Source organism: Staphylococcus sp. HMSC62D11, from assembly GCF_001839145.1.
Classification (GTDB): Bacteria; Bacillota; Bacilli; order Staphylococcales; family Staphylococcaceae; genus Staphylococcus; species Staphylococcus lugdunensis.
Window position 1 is genome coordinate 82114 of record NZ_KV840184.1, and the last position, 15167, is coordinate 97280.

Annotated in this window: 17 protein-coding genes; 2 read left to right on the plus strand and 15 right to left on the minus strand. The window is 32.8% G+C overall.

The window, feature by feature from the left end; translation table 11 throughout:
• Nucleotides 1-9 precede the first annotated feature (9 nt).
• The 15 genes from HMPREF3267_RS03305 to HMPREF3267_RS03375 all read right to left on the minus strand — a co-directional run bounded on the left by HMPREF3267_RS03305 (nucleotide 10) and on the right by HMPREF3267_RS03375 (nucleotide 13947).
• Nucleotides 10-993, minus strand: coding sequence for an alpha-ketoacid dehydrogenase subunit beta (locus HMPREF3267_RS03305; protein ID WP_002478144.1), 984 nt, complete (start codon nucleotides 991-993; stop codon nucleotides 10-12).
• Entirely contained in the window at nucleotides 986-1984 is a 999-nt protein-coding gene (locus tag HMPREF3267_RS03310; RefSeq protein WP_002459042.1) for a thiamine pyrophosphate-dependent dehydrogenase E1 component subunit alpha, read from the minus strand. The genes HMPREF3267_RS03305 and HMPREF3267_RS03310 overlap by 8 nt, the downstream gene beginning before the upstream one ends.
• A gap of 15 nt (nucleotides 1985-1999) precedes the next feature.
• The gene (lpdA, locus tag HMPREF3267_RS03315) at nucleotides 2000-3424 is read right to left on the minus strand and encodes a dihydrolipoyl dehydrogenase (protein WP_062077665.1); all 1425 of its coding nucleotides are present in this window, start codon (nucleotides 3422-3424) and stop codon (nucleotides 2000-2002) included.
• A gap of 211 nt (nucleotides 3425-3635) precedes the next feature.
• Entirely contained in the window at nucleotides 3636-4523 is an 888-nt protein-coding gene (locus HMPREF3267_RS03320; RefSeq protein ID WP_062077667.1) for a phosphate acyltransferase, read from the minus strand.
• Nucleotides 4524-4554: 31 nt separating this feature from the next.
• Entirely contained in the window at nucleotides 4555-6234 is a 1680-nt protein-coding gene (recN, locus tag HMPREF3267_RS03325; protein ID WP_070823834.1) for a DNA repair protein RecN, read from the minus strand.
• A 15-nt stretch (nucleotides 6235-6249) separates the two neighbouring features.
• Nucleotides 6250-6702, minus strand: a complete 453-nt coding sequence (gene ahrC, locus HMPREF3267_RS03330) for a transcriptional regulator AhrC/ArgR (protein WP_002478141.1) — start codon at nucleotides 6700-6702, stop codon at nucleotides 6250-6252.
• 303 nt (nucleotides 6703-7005) lie between these two features.
• On the minus strand, nucleotides 7006-7887 hold the full coding sequence (locus HMPREF3267_RS03335) for a polyprenyl synthetase family protein (protein WP_037553636.1): 882 nt from the start codon (nucleotides 7885-7887) through the stop codon (nucleotides 7006-7008).
• Complete coding sequence (locus tag HMPREF3267_RS03340; RefSeq protein ID WP_002459036.1) at nucleotides 7865-8095, minus strand: exodeoxyribonuclease VII small subunit; 231 nt, start codon at nucleotides 8093-8095, stop codon at nucleotides 7865-7867. Before HMPREF3267_RS03340 ends, HMPREF3267_RS03335 begins: the two co-directional genes overlap by 23 nt.
• Nucleotides 8088-9425, minus strand: coding sequence for an exodeoxyribonuclease VII large subunit (xseA, locus tag HMPREF3267_RS03345; protein WP_070648490.1), 1338 nt, complete (start codon nucleotides 9423-9425; stop codon nucleotides 8088-8090). Before xseA ends, HMPREF3267_RS03340 begins: the two co-directional genes overlap by 8 nt.
• Nucleotides 9426-9445: 20 nt before the next feature.
• A complete protein-coding gene (nusB, locus tag HMPREF3267_RS03350) occupies nucleotides 9446-9832 on the minus strand; it encodes a transcription antitermination factor NusB (RefSeq protein WP_002459034.1) in 387 nt (128 codons plus the stop codon).
• 24 nt (nucleotides 9833-9856) lie between these two features.
• On the minus strand, nucleotides 9857-10219 hold the full coding sequence (locus HMPREF3267_RS03355; RefSeq protein ID WP_002459033.1) for an Asp23/Gls24 family envelope stress response protein: 363 nt from the start codon (nucleotides 10217-10219) through the stop codon (nucleotides 9857-9859).
• A 16-nt stretch (nucleotides 10220-10235) separates the two neighbouring features.
• Nucleotides 10236-11591, minus strand: a complete 1356-nt coding sequence (accC, locus tag HMPREF3267_RS03360; RefSeq protein ID WP_002478138.1) for an acetyl-CoA carboxylase biotin carboxylase subunit — start codon at nucleotides 11589-11591, stop codon at nucleotides 10236-10238.
• Complete coding sequence (gene accB / locus HMPREF3267_RS03365) at nucleotides 11591-12064, minus strand: acetyl-CoA carboxylase biotin carboxyl carrier protein (RefSeq protein WP_002459031.1); 474 nt, start codon at nucleotides 12062-12064, stop codon at nucleotides 11591-11593. The genes accC and accB overlap by 1 nt, the downstream gene beginning before the upstream one ends.
• A gap of 236 nt (nucleotides 12065-12300) precedes the next feature.
• Nucleotides 12301-12858, minus strand: coding sequence for an elongation factor P (gene efp / locus HMPREF3267_RS03370; RefSeq protein ID WP_002459030.1), 558 nt, complete (start codon nucleotides 12856-12858; stop codon nucleotides 12301-12303).
• Nucleotides 12859-12885: 27 nt separating this feature from the next.
• The gene (locus HMPREF3267_RS03375) at nucleotides 12886-13947 is read right to left on the minus strand and encodes a M24 family metallopeptidase (protein ID WP_002459029.1); all 1062 of its coding nucleotides are present in this window, start codon (nucleotides 13945-13947) and stop codon (nucleotides 12886-12888) included.
• 103 nt (nucleotides 13948-14050) lie between these two features.
• On the opposite strand from HMPREF3267_RS03375, the gene HMPREF3267_RS03380 reads away from it, so the two are divergent.
• Together HMPREF3267_RS03380 and HMPREF3267_RS03385 are read left to right on the plus strand one after the other, a co-directional pair.
• Nucleotides 14051-14641 carry a putative periplasmic lipoprotein gene (locus HMPREF3267_RS03380; protein WP_002478136.1) on the plus strand — a complete coding sequence of 197 codons (591 nt, stop codon included), beginning with the start codon at nucleotides 14051-14053 and terminating at the stop codon, nucleotides 14639-14641.
• Between the two features lie 28 nt (nucleotides 14642-14669).
• The gene (locus HMPREF3267_RS03385; RefSeq protein ID WP_062077671.1) at nucleotides 14670-14885 is read left to right on the plus strand and encodes an SA1362 family protein; all 216 of its coding nucleotides are present in this window, start codon (nucleotides 14670-14672) and stop codon (nucleotides 14883-14885) included.
• Nucleotides 14886-15167 lie beyond the last annotated feature (282 nt).

The following is a 15167-nucleotide window of genomic DNA, read 5'->3' on the forward strand; positions in this document are numbered from 1 at the left end:
ATACACTCCTTAAAATGACGCAAGTTCACGCATTTTCGCTTCAATTTTTTCAGGATTCATCATTACTTCGTTTTCTAAAGAAGGTGAAAATGGCATTGAAGGTACATCTGGACCAGCTAATCTCATGATAGGTGCATCTAAATCAAAGAGACAGTTTTCAGCTATAATTGCTGCGACCTCTGACATAACACTTCCTTCTAAATTATCCTCTGTGACCAACAAGATTTTGCCATTTTGTTTTGCATGTTGAATGATTGTTTCCTTATCTAATGGATATATGGTTCTTAAATCGACAACTTCAACACTAATGCCATCTGCTGCTAATATATCAGCTGCTTGCAGACAATAATTAACACATAATCCGTATGTAAATACAGTTATATCTTGTCCTTCTCTTTTTACATCTGCTTTTCCAAGTGGCACGGTATAATAGCCTTCAGGAACTTCTTCTTTTAAAAAACGATAAGCTTTTTTATGTTCGAAGAATAATACTGGGTCATTAGATGCAATGGATGATAATAATAATCCTTTAGCATCATAAGGGGATGATGGTATAACAACTGTTAATCCAGGCGTTGAAGCAAAAATACTTTCGATGCTTTGCGAGTGATACAAACCACCATGAACACCTCCACCAAAAGGTGCGCGAATTGTGATAGGACAATTCCAATCATTATTGGATCGATAGCGCATTTTTGCTGCTTCACTAATAATTTGATTTGTAGCTGGTAAAATAAAGTCTGCAAATTGAATTTCAGCAATTGGTCGTTTACCTAAAGCTGAAGCACCAATCGCAGTACCTACTATATTTGATTCGGCTAAAGGTGTATCAATTACACGTTCAACACCATATTTTTCTTGTAAGCCTTTTGTTGCACCGAAGACACCACCCTTAACACCTACATCTTCACCAAGAATAAAGACATTTTCATCCTTTTCCATAGCGATATCTTGAGCTTGTAGAATAGCATCTAAATAAGATAATTTAGCCATTTTGACTACTCCCTTCTTCATATACATGTGTGTAAGCTTCTTCTACATTAGGGTAGTCTGCAGCTTCGGCATCTTTAGTTGCTTGATTGATGATATGTTTATGTTCATTTTCTATTTTATCTAACCATGTTTGATCAATAATGCCAGTGTCCAGTAAGTAAGATTTAAATTTTACATTACAGTCATTTGCTTTTAATCCCTCTTTAATACTTTTACTGCGATACTGATCGTCATCGTCAGAAGAATGCGGTGTCATTCGAGCTGTAACGGCTTCTATTAACGTTGGGCCATCACCATTTAATGCACGTATTCTAGCTTCTTTCATGGCAGCATAAACAGCAATTGGATCGTTACCATCAACTGTAATCCCTTTTATACCATAGCCTATTGCCCTATCTGATAATTTTTCGGCAGCGTATTGTAATGAATCAGGCACTGAAATTGCATATTTGTTATTGATAATAACACACACTAAAGGCAACTTATGCACACCAGCAAAGTTTAGACCTTCATGGAAGTCACCTTGATTAGTACTTCCTTCACCGATAGTTGCCACAGCTATATTTTCTTTTTTATCCATCTTCAGTGCTAGCGCTGCACCAGCTGTATGTGGAATTTGAGTCCCTACAGGAGAACTTTGGGAAAGCATACCTTTTGCTTTATAGCCATAGTGGGCAGGCATTTGTTTCCCTCCAGAGTTAACATCATCTTTTTTACCAAATGAATTTAACATAATTTGATAAGGGCTCATACCCATATACGTTACAAAAGCTAAATCTCGATAATAAGGTGAGGAAATATCTCCTTCTTTAAGTGCGTAAGCCATACCAATTTGAGTCGCTTCTTGCCCTTGACCACTGACAACAAAAGGTATTTTACCAGCTCGATTTAATAACCATAAGCGCTCATCTACTTTTCTTCCTAAATCCATTCCTTTGAAAATGGCTTTTAAATCATCTTCGGTTAATCCGACAGATTGATAATCTTTCATTGTATTTCCTCCTAATTAAACGTGAATAGCTCTATTCTCTATTTTCAATCCTGCTTCCATCAATATTTCTGACATGGATGGATGTGCATGTGTTGTTAATCCTAATTCTAACGCAGAACCATTCATAAATTGTAATAATGCAGCCTCATTAATTAGTTCGGTAACATGTGTTCCAAACATTTGTATACCAATGATTTCCTTATCATCTGCACGAACTATAACGTCGATAAATCCAGCTTGATTGTCCGCTGACACTATCATTGCTTTACCATTTGCACGAAGTGGTAATGTATAGCGTTCGAATTCAATATCTTGTACTGTTGCATCATTATCATTCATTCCTATAGAAGCGATTTCTGGGTATGTATATACACATTTAGGCATTAATTGATAATCTATAGGAATAGGATTATGTTCAAACATATGTTCTACGGCAACGATACCTTCTTTCGAGCCAACATGTGCGAGTTGTAATTTACCTATACAATCTCCGGCTGCATATATATGTTGTTCTTCAGTTTGTTGAAATTTATTGATATTTATATAACCTGCATCATTACAAGTGATCTTAGTGTTGTTTAACCCAATATCTAAAGTGTTAGGTTTACGACCAACTGCAACTAACACTTTATCAACATTAATTATTTGGTTATCCTTCAATGTAAAATCGATTTTTTCTGTTGTAATATTAACTGTATCTTTAGTTAATTCTACATTTAAATGAAAATGTACACCACGTTGTTCTAATGCTTTTTGAATGGCTTGAGAAATACGCTCACTCTCAGTAGGCAGTACGCGAGATGATGATTCAATTACATGTACATGAACACCTAAATCAATCATAAGTGAAGCAAATTCTAAACCAATGACACCAGCACCAATAATGGCTATGCTGTGAGGTAATGTATCTAGATTCAATACATCATCACTCGATAATACAGTGTGATGATCAAAAGGTAAAAATGGTAATTCTGTTGGTCTAGAGCCAGTTGCGATAAGTACAAATTGATTTGTCAGTAATTCTGATTGCCCATCAGTATATTCTACGGAAATCGTTCCACTTTGAGGTGAGAATATTGAACTCCCTAAAATTCGGCCAGTTCCATTAAAAATATCAATATGATTTTGTTTCATTAAATGCTGAACACCTTGGAACATTTGATTAACTATTTGCGTCTTCCGTTGCATAATTTTGTTGAAATCAATGGAAAAATCATTAATTTTTATGCCATATTCACTACTTTGTGTAACTGTATGTACAACTTCGGCAGATTTCAATAAAGATTTGGTTGGTATGCATCCTTTATGCAGACAAGTACCACCAAGCAATTGTCGTTCAACAATTGCTACTTTTTTACCAAGTTGTGATGCCCTAATTGCGGCAACATAACCTGCAGTTCCACCGCCTAACACGACTAAATCATATTGGTTTTTTGACATTGATAAAACTCCCGTCTTTACAACTTCATTTTTAACTACGCATTTATGAAGTTCAATGACTTTTAAATATAGTTATATATTAATTTCACTAAATCATTTTACAACATGTAATTTAACAAAATGAAGAATTATTCTTTATTTTGATATTTATTTACTCTTAAAGCTATAAAACTCAAAAATTATTTGCGTACTGTATAGTTTATGTTTTTGTTTAACTTAAACTTATAGCTAAATGAATTGAATCGATAATTGTTTGTAATTGATCAGATCTTGATGTATAGGAAATTGGTATTGCTGCTCCAAGTAGAATACTCGCTACTTGAGCATGACCTATCAATGTGAATGATTTATAAATGGCATTACCAACATCTATATCAGGAACAAGTAATGCATCAACTTCACCAGCTACCTCAGACATTTCATTTTTTTGAATAGCAATATTTTTGTCAATAGCATTATCCAAAGTGATTGGACCATCTACGGTAATAAAGCGTTCGTTCATTTTAGCAAAGTGCTCTTTTAATTTTGCGGCATCAATCGAAGACGAGATTTTCACAAAAGGTTGGTTAACCGATGATAAAATGCCAATATTAAAATGATCATACTCCATTGATTGCGCAAAATGTTTCAAATTAAAAATTGTGTTTATTTTTGTTTTATATTCCGGAAAACGTTGATATACGACATCACTTAAAACTAACGTCTTATAATATTGTGGTAAATCAAAACAAGCAATGTGATTAAATGATTGAGAAGCATTGCCAAATGCTTGTGTTAAAAACTTTTTAAAACGGGTTGTAGATATATTGCCTTTAACCAAAATGCTTGTTGAATCTTTTTCCAAATCTTGGCTACAAGAATAAAATAAATCTCGCAAATTATCATTTAATTTAAAGTGAATACGTCTTAATAATTGAATATCTAAATCATAAGAACGTATTAACTCGGAAGCATCCTCAATATCATATATATAAATATGTGCGTGTGTCGTTTTTAAAAGATTAATAATTGCAGCAATATATTTTTCTTCATTTGCAAATAAAATTCTTATATTTCCAGTAAAATTATCTTTTTTCTGAATCAATTGTTTATAATGCATACGACTCAGCTCCACATCATTATTATTATGTTTAAGTTTGACGTTGATTTTGTGATATCATTTCTTTTGCATTTTCACGTGTTAAATCAGTAACATGTGCACCCGAGATCATGCGCGCGACCTCATTAATACGTTCTTCATTTTTTAACTCTTTCACATGTGTTGTTGTGCGACTATCATCCGAGGCTTTACTTATTAATAGATGGTGATCACTCATAGAAGCTACTTGTGGCAAATGCGAAATACATATAACTTGTATATAAGAAGCGATATCTTGCATTTTTTCTGCCATTTTTTGAGCAGCTTGTCCTGAAACACCTGAATCTACTTCGTCAAACAAAATAGCTGTTTGACCTCTTGATTTAACAAAAATACTTTTTAGTGCAAGCATGATACGTGATAATTCACCGCCTGAAGCAACTTTATTTAAGCTTTTTAATGGTTCTCCTTTATTAGGACTTATTAAGAACTCTACAAACTCAATACCGTCTTGATTCGGTTCTTCAAGTGGTTGAAAGGCAATTTCTAAATTTGCATCTTTCATTTGTAAATTGCGAATTTCCGCAACAATATGATCTCTTAATTCAAGAGCAACATTTCGTCGTTCCTTAGATAACTGTTGTCCTTTATCATAAACCCTATCTTTAAGTATGTTAATCTCTTCTTTTAGTTGTGCCGTACTTTCTTCGTAGTTTTCAATTTTTGAAATTTCATGTTCGAGCTTACTTTGATAAGTGATCAAACTAGGAATATCCTTGCCATACTTTCGTTTTAAATTATTTAATAAATTCATTCTAGATTCTGCTTCATTTAATACTTGCTCATCAAATTCTGTATTAGTCATGTCATCATATAGCTCGTGTTTAGCATCTTCTAAAGTATAGTAGAATTGATCTACTTCCTCTTTAAGTTTTTGGTATTTATTTGGCAAAATGTCATTAATAACTTGTAATTGATTGCTAAACTCATATAAACGATCGGTTATGGCATTGTCATCTGTTAATGTCATATGAGCGTTATTTAGTGCAATGCTTAACTTTTCAGAATTTTGAATACGATTAATGTCACTTTCTAGTTGTTCTTCTTCATCTTCTTTTAATTGAGCTTCTTGTAATTCTTCATACTGAAACTTCATTAAGTCTAAACGTTGCAGTAGTGCTTGATCAGCAGATTCAAGCTCTTCAAGTTCTTTTTGTTTCTGTTTATAAGAACGAAATATGTCTTGATACTGCTCTTTTAACTTTAAGTATTTATCTTCGGCATAATCATCAAGTAATTTTAAATGATATTTTTGCTTTAATAAGGATTGCGTTTCATGTTGACCATGTATATCTAATAATTCTTGCATAACTTTACGTAAATCTTGAAGGGTAACGGTTTGATTATTTAAGCGACAGATACTTTTACCAGAGCTAAATATTTCACGTTTCACTAACAAAAAATCTTCATCGATATCCATGCCAAGTTCGGAAAGTATCGAAATGGCTTCAATGCTATTATCTATGTCGAAGATACCTTCAATAATGGCTTTCTTTTCGCCATGACGCACAAAGTCGGATGACGCTCTCATACCAATTAATTGTCCTATGGCATCAATAATAATAGATTTTCCAGCACCTGTTTCACCACTCAAAACAGTTAGTCCATCAGAAAATTGAATTTCTAATTCGTCAATGATGGCAAATTGTTTGATTGATAAATTCTGTAGCATACATTCATCGCATCCTTATAATAAGTTAAAAATTCGAGATTTAATCTCATTACTAGCATTTTCATCTCTACAAATGAGTAAACATGTGTCATCGCCACAAATTGTTCCTAGCACTTCTGGCCAATCAATTTGATCCAGAATGGCACCAATCGATTGTGCATTGCCTGGTAATGTTTTTAAAACTAAAAGATTACCAGTACCTTCTATATTTACAAATGAGTCCATAAGATATCTTCCCAATTTTTCAAGCGGATGATATCTTCTATCGTTAGGCAAGCTATAAACATAATGACCTGATGGTGCTGGAACTTTAATAAGTTGTAATTCTTTAATATCTCTTGAGACAGTAGCTTGTGTTACATTGAGTTCATATTCATTCAAACGTTTAACTAATTCATCTTGAGTTTCTATTTGTTCGTTTGAAATAATTTCTCTTATTTTTATATGTCTTACAGATTTTTTAGCCAATATGAACACCTCTATTTACGAATATTTATACATTTATCTTATCACAATGCTAAAAGAACTACTACTAATGCTATTATGAATAGATATTTGAATTTGAACATAAAATAGTGTGAGTGTGTTGTGTACAAATGATTGACGAGAGATGTTTGATTCAAAATAATACGCTATTAACTAGAATATTTAGGTTGTGGCTAGAAAACCATTTATACATTTTGCAATTGTTTTGAATATTTATAAGTTGACTAGTTTCGTATAGAAAAACAACAAAAGGATCCCCCTTTTGTTGTTATGTTATAATTGATTTTAATGATCACGTGTATAAAATAATTCAACGATATCTTTTAGCTGACTTATATCATAATCCTCTTTAAGTTGCTCAAGTTCATTTAGGGCAGCATTTTTATGCATTGTTAATTTTTCTTCGGCACCATCTTTTCCTAATAATGAGACATACGTACTTTTATGATTATCTATGTCGCTGCCAATTTTTTTACCTAATTTTGATTCTTCTCCATAAACATCAAGTAAATCATCTTTGATTTGAAACATTAATCCTAAATGTTGGCTAAATAAATTAAGATGCTCTGCAACATGCTCATTGACTTGAGCAATATCAGTTGCAGCCATGACAGCAAAAGTAAGTAACGCACCAGTCTTAGCTCTATGAATTTGTTCTAATGTTGAAATATCCACTGCCTGAGTCTCACTTTGCATATCAAGTGCTTGTCCACCGACCATGCCTAGATGACCACTTGCAAAAGCTAAACGTTGTATTAATTTAACTTTAATATCGTTATCAAGTTGAGTATCATTTGAAATGACATCAAAAGCTTTAGTTAATAGTGCATCACCTGCTAAAACTGCTTTCCATTCGCCAAATACTTTATGGTTAGTTAACTTACCACGACGATAATCATCATCATCCATAGCAGGTAAATCATCATGTATAAGCGAGTACGTATGTATCATTTCTAAAGCAGCTGCTGTAGCTAATCCTAATTGATAATCTTTGTTCAACATATCCAATGTAAGAAGAAGTAATAGCGGGCGAACGCGTTTACCCCCTGCATTAATTGAATATTGCATGCTTTCCTCAAGGTTTGTACCGAGCTTTGACTGAGGAATAAGATCGTCTAATACTTGGTTGACTTGTGAAATTAAGTCATTCTTCGATAGGTTCGTCATCATGATCTTCCTTTGATTCGTCTTTCATTAAATCATTCACTTTTTGCTCGGCTTCTTTTAAGGTAGTATCACAAGCAGCTGATAATGTCATGCCACGTTGATATAGGGCTAAAGATTCTTCTAACGACACCGTTTCATTATCTAATTTTGTAACGATATTTTCTAGTTCTTCCATCATTTGTTCAAAACTTTGCTGATCTTTACTCATTGTCACACCTTACTTTCTTAATAGTAGCTTCTACTTGACCATCTTTCATATTTAAAGTGATATCATCATTAACCGTTAAATCATGTGTGCTTGTCACAACTTGATTATCTTTGTGAATAATTGAATAACCTCGTAACATTGTATTGGTTGGGCTTAAATGATTAAGTTGTTCAACTTGATTATGCAATAATGTGTTAAATTGTTTTAACTGGTGTTGTATTATTTTTGTTAAATTGGTTTCAAGCTGATTCGTTTGTCGTTGTTCAGTTAATATATGCTGTTTGAAATTTTTGATGTTAAATCGTTGCTGTATTATTTGTAAATTTTGCTTTTGCTCTTTAAGCTTTGTAATTATTTTTAAATTTAACTGTTTTTCTAAATCATCACGTCGTTGTATCTGTTGATCGTACAATAATGAAGGTTGCTTAAATTTATAATATGATGAGATATGTTGTAATTGTTTGCGATGCTGTTCAATACGTTGTTTTATATATCGAGTTAATGTAAATTGTTGCTGTTTAATTTGTTGCATAAGATCATATTGATCTGGTGTTGCTATAACAGCAGCTTGTGTTGGTGTGGCTGCACGGATATCAGCAGCAAAATCACTTAAAGTAAAATCTGTTTCATGGCCAACTGCCGAAATAATAGGAGTTTGGCAATTATAAATTGCTCGAACAACTTCTTCTTCATTAAAGTTCCATAAGTCTTCAATAGATCCACCACCACGTCCAACGATAATTGTGTCAACATTTAAACTATCAGCATATCGAATTTTTTCAATGATATCTTGCTTTGCTTGTGTTCCCTGAACAAGTGTACTAATGGGAATCTTTTCGACTAATGGATATCGACTTTCTATTGTTGTTTGAATATCACGAATAGCTGCACCAGTGCTTGCGGTTAGAATGGCAATTTTTTTAGGATATTTTGGAATTGATTTTTTATATTGTTGGTCGAAAAGGCCTTCTTTAGTTAATTTCTTTTTCAATTCTTCAAGGCGTTGGTATAAATTACCTATACCATCTAATTGCATTTTATTGACATAGATTTGATAGTTGCCACGGCGTTCGTATACTGAGACGCGTGCCTCAATGAGCACCTCGTCTCCTTCTTTAGGATCGAAATTAATTTTCGCTGCGTTACCTTTAAACATCATTGCGCTAATAACACTATTTTGATCTTTAACATTGAAATAGAGATGGCCACTTGAATGACGTTTAAAATTTGATAATTCACCTTTAATTAATACAGATTGCAAATGTGGATCTTGATCAAACTTATATTTGATGTATTTAGTTAATGTACTGACACTTAAATATTCTGTCATAAATTATCACTCAATTACTGTTAATTTATATTGCTTAAAACACCATTGATAAATTTATAATGATCATCATCACTGAATTGCTTTGTAAGTTCCACCGCCTCATTTATGATCACTTTTGGTGGCGTATCACTATGCAGTAATTCAAATGTTGCCATTCTTAAAATAATACGATCCGTTTTTAATAAACGATTTAATGACCAATCTTTTAAATGAGGTTCAATTGCTTTATCCAATATTGGCTCATGGTCTTTCACACCAGTAACCAACCAATGGATAAAGGTGAAATCTAAGTCAGGATGATCATCTTTAATAAAATTTATCGCTTCACTAATGCTTAAATCACTATCTTTCATTTCGAGCTGGAATAGTGTTTGAAATGCTTGAGTTCTTGATTCTTTTCGACTCATAAATAACTCCTTCTATTGTGTGTCTTATTTCTCAACTGTAATATGTGTGATGTGCACATTAATTTGATTTAATTCAATTGCCGTCATTGTTTTTATAGAATTAAAGATAGCGGATTGAATGTTACTTGCCGCTTTGGAAATTTTAGTGCCATGTTTTAAAGAACAGTAAACATCAATGTTAATGCCTTCCTCTTTAGCATCTATTTTTAATAGTTTATTAAAGTTTTTATGGTTAATTTTTTCTAAGTTTGTATTTTTTAAGTCAGCAAAATGTCCTGATATACCTTCTACTTCAGACGTCGCTATAATGGCAATCACGGATAAAACTTCTGGTGCGATTTCAACTTTACCTAAATTTTTATTTGTATAATCTGCAACATTTACCATAAATCGTACCTCCTAATTAATTTTCATCAGACATGACATTGTTCTGTTCTAAGAATTTAGTATTAAATAAACCACTTTGGAAAATATCATTCGTTAATAATTTTAAATGGAATGGAATAGTAGTATCAATACCTAATACTAAATATTCACTTAAAGCTCGAATTCCTGTATTAATGGCTTCACGTCTTGTTGGTTCATGAACGATAAGCTTTGCAACCATAGAATCATAAAATGGTGGTATAGTATAGTTTGTATAGCATGCTGATTCAACTCTCACTCCAAAGCCACCTGGAGCTAAGTATTGTGTAATCTTTCCAGGTGATGGCATAAAATCTTTATATGGATTTTCAGCATTAATACGAAATTCAATGGCATGCCCATTAATTTTTATATCACTTTGTGTAAATGGTAATGCTTCACCCATGGCCACTTTTAATTGAAGTTTGACTAAGTCAATGCCTGTTACCATTTCAGTGACAGGATGTTCAACTTGAATTCTTGTGTTCATTTCCATGAAATAAAATTGATCATCATCTAAATCATAAATAAATTCTACCGTTCCTGCATTTTCATAGTTAACTGCTTGTGCTGCTCTCACTGCAGCAGCACCCATTTCCTCTCTTTTAGCTTCAGTTAGAATAGGTGATGGGGATTCTTCAACTAACTTTTGCATGCGTCGTTGGATTGTGCAATCGCGTTCTCCAAGATGAACTACATGTCCAAATTGATCACCAATAATCTGAATTTCTATATGTCGGAAATTCTCTATGAATTTTTCAAGATATAATCCCCCATTACCAAATGCAGTCTCTGCTTCTTGTTGAGTCATCTTATATCCTTTTTCTAATTCTTGATCATTACGTGCGACACGAATGCCTTTGCCGCCACCACCTGCAGTCGCTTTAATTATTACTGGATAACCAATATGATTAGCAATTTGTTTAGCATCATCAATCGACTGTAATAATCCTTCGCTACCTGGTACTACAGGTACATTTGCTGCAATCATTTCCGCTTTTGCTACATCTTTAATCCCCATTTTTTGGATAGATTCAAAGCTAGGTCCAATAAATTTTAATTGACAGGCTTCGCATAACTCAGCAAAGTCTCCATTTTCAGCTAAAAATCCATAACCTGGATGTACGCCATCACAGCCTGTTGACGTAGCAATTGATAAGATATTTGGAATATTTAAATAAGAATCTTTTGACTGAGTAGGACCAACGCAATATGCTTCATCAGCAATTTGAGTATGTAATGCGTCTTTGTCCCCTTCAGAATAGATTGCAACTGTTTGGATACCTAAATCATGGCATGCACGTATGATGCGTACGGCGATTTCACCACGATTTGCAATTAATACTTTTTTCATCATTTCACCTTAAATAACGGTTGGCCATACTCTACCATTTGTCCGTCTTCTACTAATATTTCTACGATTTCACCTGTAATCTCAGCTTGAATTTCATTGAATAATTTCATAGCTTCTAATATACAAACGGTTGAATCATTTGTAACTTTATCTCCGACTTGAACATAAGCTTCTTCTTCTGGAGAAGGTGACTTATAAAATGTGCCAACCATTGGTGCATTTATTGTATTATAGTTTTCATCTGAATGTGGTTTTTCAGCAGTAGCAGCATCGTTTTGACTAACAGGTGAGGCTGAGTTTGATTCACTTGATTGATAAACAGGTGCAGCTTGAGTTGTATATTGTGGTGTAATGATTTCAGTTTCTTTTTCTTTTTTTAGACTAACTATATTATCTTTTTCTTGAATGTTGATTTCAGTTAAGTTTGATTGATCAAGAATTTCAATTAATTCTTTGATTTCTTTAAAATTCATATGAATGACTCCTTAAGATTGTTTTCCTTTACTCGTATATTTTACTGGACTGCTAGAGTCAATTCAAGCAAGGGATGTTTATTACTATGAAAATCAAAATAAAAGTGAGCTAAGACAGTTTATGTTTGCCTCAGCTCAACTCATAATGATAATAGATGGCGTGCTAAAATAGCATTATTAATATGCACAAATAATGGTCTATATCGTGTGCTTAATTCAATGTTGTATTACAAGGACTATCCTCTTGAAATGTAGCTACCATCACCAGTATTAATAATTAAAGTATCCCCTTCATTGACAAATAATGGGACGTTTAAAGTATATCCTGTTTCAACTGTGGCAGATTTAGTAGCACCAGTTGCAGTATCCCCTTTAATACCTGGTTCGGTTTCAGTTACTACTAACTCAACTGTTTTAGGTAATTCAACTCCAATTGTTTCGCCTTCATAAGATTGAATTTGAACTTCCATGTTTGCTTTTAAGTAATTTAATTCATCTTTTAAATAATCTCCAGATAATTCAGTTTGGTCAAATGTTTCATTGTCCATAAATACATGGTTATCTCCGTCAGCATATAGATATTGCATACGACGATTTTCAATCATAGCTTGTTCGACTTTTTCACCAGCGCGGAAAGTTTTTTCTTGAATAGCACCTGTTCTTAAGTTACGTAATTTCGAACGAACAAAGGCAGAACCTTTACCTGGTTTTACATGTTGGAAGTCGATAACTTTCCAAATAGCATTATCTACAGAAATTGTTAAACCTGTTTTAAAATCATTAACCGAAATCATTCAGTTTCCTCCTCAATTATACGCTTTCTATAAAATAATAAGGTCTTTCGTACATTTAGTAAAGACTTCGCAGCCATTTTCTGTAATTAAAATGTCGTCTTCTATTCGAACACCACCAAGACCTTCAACATAAATACCTGGTTCAATGGTAACACAATTATTAACTTTTAATGTATTATTCGTGTTTTTTGATAACAAAGGCCCTTCATGAATGTCTAATCCGATACCATGCCCTAAAGAGTGACCAAACGCGTCCCCATAGCCATGCTTGTCAATATAATCTCTTGCCAAAGCATCAGCTTGTTGTGTGGTCATACCTGCTTTAATTTGATTGATTGCTAATTGCTGTGACTCTAATACAATATTGTATATTTCTTCCAATTGAGCTTTAGGTTTTCCTATGCCGAATGTACGTGTTATATCAGAACAATAACCATGATAATATGCTCCGAAATCTAAAGTAATCATATCCCCTTGCTCAATGATTTTATCACTAGCCACACCATGTGGTAATGCACCACGATAGCCCGATGCAACAATCGTATCAAATGATGGTCCATCTGCACCAAGATGTAGCATTTTACTTTCTAATAAAGCTTTTATTTCTTTTTCAGTCATGCCTGCTTTAGCGACGGTTAAAATATAATTATATGTATCGTCAACGATATGTGCTGCTTCTTTAATGAGGTCGATTTCAGCGGATGATTTTATTTCACGAATCGTTTCGATTTCATTTGCAATTGAACTAAAAGTAATCGTATTATCTTGTAATGATTTATAGGTATCGTAACTTACTAAATGCCCCTCGAAACCAATTGTGGAGAAGCCCTTATCTAGTAGCACTTGTTTTACTTCTGTGATAAGATCATGCGTACGATTTATAATTTCAAAATCAGTTGCCTGTTCTGTAGCTTGTTTAATATATCTAAAATCTGTGATTAATATATTTTGTTGCTGACTAATAATTAAAGCACCGCTTGTGCCAGTAAACCCAGATAAATATCTGCGGTTAAAATCGGATAATATCACAATGGCATCTAACTTTTTAGCATCTAATATCTGTTGGCGTACTTGGGATAATTTACTCATAATTAATCCTCCTTAGTTAACATTTGTAGTATTTTTATCTATACTTTAAAATGATAGCATAATAATTGGAGAAATAAAGTGATATTCAAACAGGGAGATACGTATGAAAAAAATAGTTTTGGCAATCGGTGCGTCGTTACTCTTAGCGGGTTGTGGATCTCAAAATTTAGGACCACTTGAAGATAAAACGACACAGTTAAGAGATGATAATCATCAGCTTAAATTAAAAATTCAAGAATTAAACAGTGAAGTTACATCAGAAAAAGAAAAAGTTAAAGCTTTAGAAAAAGATAAAAATAATAAAAAACAAGCAGCATCAAATAACCAAGAAGCTAAATTTCTTAAAGCTTCTGCTGAATATTATCAACAAATTACTAAGGCTATAGATATGTATAATAAACTTGATTTGACTAAAACTTCATCTAAGGTTAAAAAAGAGAACTTAGACAAATTAGATGAAATCGATAATAAACTTTCTGAAGCCTATTCAAATTATCAATCTTCTGTGAATGAGCATGATTTAAATAGTGATAATAAGAAAAAACATAAAGTTATCAAATCATTAAATAAAGATTTAACATCAGCTTTAGATGATATCAAATCTGGATATCAGTCAAAGGATACTAAGAAATTAAAAAAAGGACAATCAGAACTTGGACAAGTTAATTTAAGTGACAATCAAACAACAAAATAAGCAATGAATTATATCGAGGAGTTTTAATGTGAAAAATTTTATATTTTATCTTGTTCTAGCTATAGCAGCTATAGGATTAATCTTGAATTTTAATGTATTCGTAGTTTCATTTGCCAAGACAATTTTTGGGCTTATCCTTATCATCATAATTATTTATTTAATTTACTATTTCTTCTTTTTGACTGAGGATCAGCGCAAATACCGTCGTGCTGTAAGAAAATATCGAAAAAGACATCGTAAATAAGTACAATAAGACAGGGTCTGGGACATTAAGTTCTTAAACAATGTAAAAAGACAATTTCTATTAAAATTATTTGATAGAAATTGTCTTTTCCCTTATGTATTAGATAATAAATTATACGAAAGTGACTAATTTTTTAGCATTTAAAGGTAAAATTACATGTTAATACGTAGTATTTAAGGTGAGACTCCTGAGGGGGCCCAACAAAGAGAAAAGCGAAAAGTAATTCGTCGAACAAAGTAAGTTGGGGTGGGGCCCCAACAGATAGGCTTTCGAAAAGAAAGC

Excerpts from the sequence above, each read along its gene's own strand:
- HMPREF3267_RS03335 (WP_037553636.1), bottom strand. The coding sequence starts at position 7,887 with ATGACGAACCTATCGAAGAATGACTTAATTTCACAAGTCAACCAAGTA.
- HMPREF3267_RS03310 (WP_002459042.1), bottom strand. The coding sequence starts at position 1,984 with ATGAAAGATTATCAATCTGTCGGATTAACCGAAGATGATTTAAAAGCC.
- accB (WP_002459031.1), bottom strand. The coding sequence starts at position 12,064 with ATGAATTTTAAAGAAATCAAAGAATTAATTGAAATTCTTGATCAATCA.
- recN (WP_070823834.1), bottom strand. The coding sequence starts at position 6,234 with ATGCTACAGAATTTATCAATCAAACAATTTGCCATCATTGACGAATTA.
- efp (WP_002459030.1), bottom strand. The coding sequence starts at position 12,858 with ATGATTTCGGTTAATGATTTTAAAACAGGTTTAACAATTTCTGTAGAT.
- accC (WP_002478138.1), bottom strand. The coding sequence starts at position 11,591 with ATGAAAAAAGTATTAATTGCAAATCGTGGTGAAATCGCCGTACGCATC.
- nusB (WP_002459034.1), bottom strand. The coding sequence starts at position 9,832 with ATGAGTCGAAAAGAATCAAGAACTCAAGCATTTCAAACACTATTCCAG.
- lpdA (WP_062077665.1), bottom strand. The coding sequence starts at position 3,424 with ATGTCAAAAAACCAATATGATTTAGTCGTGTTAGGCGGTGGAACTGCA.
- HMPREF3267_RS03340 (WP_002459036.1), bottom strand. The coding sequence starts at position 8,095 with ATGAGTAAAGATCAGCAAAGTTTTGAACAAATGATGGAAGAACTAGAA.
- HMPREF3267_RS03320 (WP_062077667.1), bottom strand. The coding sequence starts at position 4,523 with ATGCATTATAAACAATTGATTCAGAAAAAAGATAATTTTACTGGAAAT.
- HMPREF3267_RS03375 (WP_002459029.1), bottom strand. The coding sequence starts at position 13,947 with ATGAGTAAATTATCCCAAGTACGCCAACAGATATTAGATGCTAAAAAG.
- HMPREF3267_RS03380 (WP_002478136.1), top strand. The coding sequence starts at position 14,051 with ATGAAAAAAATAGTTTTGGCAATCGGTGCGTCGTTACTCTTAGCGGGT.
- HMPREF3267_RS03305 (WP_002478144.1), bottom strand. The coding sequence starts at position 993 with ATGGCTAAATTATCTTATTTAGATGCTATTCTACAAGCTCAAGATATC.
- xseA (WP_070648490.1), bottom strand. The coding sequence starts at position 9,425 with ATGACAGAATATTTAAGTGTCAGTACATTAACTAAATACATCAAATAT.
- HMPREF3267_RS03355 (WP_002459033.1), bottom strand. The coding sequence starts at position 10,219 with ATGGTAAATGTTGCAGATTATACAAATAAAAATTTAGGTAAAGTTGAA.